Source organism: Nocardia sp. NPDC003345, from assembly GCF_053589395.1.
The window spans coordinates 1-2205 of record NZ_JBSFRU010000542.1 but is presented as its reverse complement, the minus strand read 5'-3'; the positions used below and the strand labels follow the sequence as shown (position 1 = coordinate 2205).

General features: G+C 69.9%; 3 protein-coding genes. 1 reads left to right on the top strand and 2 read right to left on the bottom strand.

Annotated features, from left to right (window positions below; all coding sequences use genetic code 11):
* Positions 1 to 59 precede the first annotated feature (59 nt).
* Positions 60 to 1103 (bottom strand): class II fructose-bisphosphatase, encoded by a 1044-nt coding sequence (gene glpX / locus ACWDU1_RS31785; protein WP_450004117.1) that lies wholly within the window; start codon positions 1101 to 1103, stop codon positions 60 to 62.
* 133 nt (positions 1104 to 1236) lie between these two features.
* Between glpX and ACWDU1_RS31780 the strand changes: the two genes are divergently transcribed.
* Positions 1237 to 1806 carry a DUF4245 domain-containing protein gene (locus ACWDU1_RS31780; protein ID WP_450004116.1) on the top strand — a complete coding sequence of 190 codons (570 nt, stop codon included), beginning with the start codon at positions 1237 to 1239 and terminating at the stop codon, positions 1804 to 1806.
* A 4-nt stretch (positions 1807 to 1810) separates the two neighbouring features.
* Here the strand turns inward: ACWDU1_RS31780 and ACWDU1_RS31775 are convergent, their stop codons facing one another.
* Positions 1811 to 2053 carry an exodeoxyribonuclease VII small subunit gene (locus ACWDU1_RS31775; protein ID WP_450004115.1) on the bottom strand — a complete coding sequence of 81 codons (243 nt, stop codon included), beginning with the start codon at positions 2051 to 2053 and terminating at the stop codon, positions 1811 to 1813.
* Positions 2054 to 2205: the final 152 nt, after the last annotated feature.

Sequence of the window (2205 nt, the reverse complement as noted above, 5' to 3'; positions counted from 1 at the left end):
GGCCGGAAACACGGGACCAAGGGGCCCGCAACCCCGCGGCGGCGGAGCCGCCGCCAATATCACGGCAGCGGGGGAGCTGCGTGTTCGTCGCCGTGGAAGTCGACGGAGGAGTATTCGCGGAGTTTGGTGAGGCGGTGGTAGGCGTCGATCATGCGGACGGTGCCGGATTTGGAGCGCATGACGATGGATTGGGTGGAGGCTCCGCCGCCGTAGTAGCGGACGCCTTTGAGGAGGTCGCCGTCGGTGACGCCGGTGGCGCAGAAGAAGACGTTCTCACCCGCGACGAGGTCTTCGGTTTGCAGGACCCGGTCGAGGTCGTGGCCGGCGTCGATGGCCTTCTGCCGTTCGTCGTCGTCGGTGGGGGCGAGCTTGCCCTGCAGGGCGCCGCCCATACAGCGCATGGCGGCGGCGGCGATGATGCCTTCGGGGGTGCCGCCGATGCCGACGAGGATATCGGTGCCGGAATCGGGGCGGGCGGCGGCGATGGCGCCGGCGACGTCGCCGTCGGAGATGAGGCGGATCCGGGCGCCGGCGTCGCGGACCTCCTGGATCAGGCTGCCGTGGCGCGGCCGGTCGAGGATGCAGACGGTGATATCCGATACCGAGGCGTGTTTGGCCTTGGCGACCTTGCGGATGTTCTCCGCCATCGGGGCGGAGATATCGATCACATCGGCGGCGTCGGGGCCGACGGCGATCTTGTGCATGTAGAAGACCGCGGAGGGGTCGAACATGGCGCCGCGTTCGGCGACCGCGAGCACCGAGATGGCGCCGGGGGAGCCTTTGGACATCAGGGTGGTGCCGTCGATGGGGTCGACCGCGAAGTCGACGTCGGGCCCGGTGCCGTCACCGACCTCTTCGCCGTTGTACAGCATGGGCGCTTCGTCTTTCTCGCCCTCGCCGATGACGACCACGCCGCGCATCGACACCGAGCTGACCAGCTGGCGCATGGCGTCCACGGCCGCTCCGTCGCCGCCCTCTTTGTCGCCGCGCCCGACCCAGCGGCCCGCCGCCATGGCACCGGCCTCGGTGACGCGAACCAGTTCCAGCGCGAGGTTGCGGTCGGGCGCCTCGCGGCGGCTCGGGGCGGTCGAAGATGCCGTCATAGCGGGTGCCTCCTTGGCGTCGGGACTACCGGACAATTGTTGCATCGCCGTCATGACGCCCGATGATCACCTTGGTACGGCAGTACCGGGGGCGGTGCGGGGCGCGCCCCGGCCTTCGGTGGATACTGGGAGGGTGCCGTCTCAAAAGCCACGCATCCTGCACGACTACCGGGATCTGTTCTTCTCGCTGATCCCGCTGGTGCTGATCGCCGTGGTGTTCGCCGGCGTCACCAGCCAGTGCAGCTTCGCGGCGACCGGGCCCACGCAGGGCACGATCCCGAGTTTCGATGCCGCGGCGGCGCTGCGTTCGGATGCGCGGAACCTGTCGTTCCCGGTCCGGGAGCCGGAGCTGCCCGCGAATTGGACACCGAACTCGGGCAGCCGGGACACCATCACCGAGGCCGGCGGCGGGACCGTGAGCACGATCGGGTACATCACCGGCGCCGGTACCTATATGGAACTCGATCAGAGCGACGCCACCGAGGACGTCCTGGCCCGGCATATCATCGGCGGCCGCTACGCCACCGGCACGCAGGAGGTCGGCGGGCAGAAATGGGTGGTCTACGCCGAACCCGGCGCCGAGGCCGCGTGGATCGCCGATCTCGGTGCGGTCCGCGTGCTGATCCGTGGTGCGGGAGATTCCGGGGCATTCGAGACCCTGGCCGGCGCGGTGACCGCGGCCCGGCCGCTGGAAGCCGGCTAGCCGGTCAGTCGCCGTCCGTTTCGCCGGCGTCGGCCAGGGCGCTCTCGATCCGTTGCCGCGCGCCGGCCAGATGCTGTTCGCATCTATTGGCCAGTGCTTCGCCACGCTCCCACAGCGCGAGGGCGTCGTCGAGGTCCATACCGCCCTGTTCCAGCATCTTCACCACATTGGCGAGTTCGTCGCGGGCGCGTTCGTAGCCGAGGCCGGCGATATCGTCCAGGTCGTCGTCGCCGCTGGAGTCGGGCACGGTCAGGTCCTCTCTGATTCGTCGGATCGGGTCTTCCCGGCGGGCCCGCCGCCCAGCGGGGTGGTGCCGAGCGCGGCGGCGGAGATCGCGCCGTCCCCGACCCGGATCCGCAGCTGACTTCCGGCGGGCGCGTCCTCGATTTCGCGCCACCG

Excerpts from the sequence above, each read along its gene's own strand:
- glpX (WP_450004117.1), bottom strand. The coding sequence starts at position 1,103 with ATGACGGCATCTTCGACCGCCCCGAGCCGCCGCGAGGCGCCCGACCGC.